This window comes from Anaerovorax odorimutans (genome assembly GCF_024459955.1).
Taxonomy (GTDB): Bacteria; Bacillota; Clostridia; order Peptostreptococcales; family Anaerovoracaceae; genus Hominibacterium; species Hominibacterium odorimutans_A.
This window is the reverse complement of sequence record NZ_JANFXK010000127.1, coordinates 1-320: the sequence shown is the minus strand read 5'-3', so window position 1 is coordinate 320 and position 320 is coordinate 1. Positions and strand designations below refer to the sequence as shown.

Below are 320 nucleotides of genomic sequence, written 5' to 3'. Positions count from 1 at the left end.
AAATGCTCTACGTGCGAAAACCGCACACCCTTTCCGAGATTGAGAAGATGCTCGGTAAAAAAGAATTTCGGGAGCTGCTGGCCGACCAGGTGGTTAAACCACCGGGAAAACCGACCCTGGCCCCGGAGGAAGACGAACGAGAAGCGATCACATTACAGACTTCCGCGGAGGAAGATTTTAAGGAGGAATAACAATGAGAGAAGTAAAACCAACGAAAGTCGTTACCGATAAAGTGAGATTGTCCTATGTGCATCTGTTCACACCATACGCGCATAACTCGGGACAGGAGCCGAAATACAGCTGCACCATTCTGGTGCCAA

At 49.4% G+C, this 320-nt stretch carries 2 protein-coding genes; both read left to right on the top strand.

From position 1 onward, the window contains the following. The coding region (locus NE619_RS18180; RefSeq protein ID WP_256133881.1) for a DUF2800 domain-containing protein at positions 1-191 on the top strand (191 nt) is incomplete at its 5' end. 2 nt (positions 192-193) lie between these two features. Continuing rightward, on the top strand, positions 194-320 hold a 127-nt coding region (locus tag NE619_RS19375), incomplete at its 3' end, for an ssDNA-binding protein (protein ID WP_256133882.1).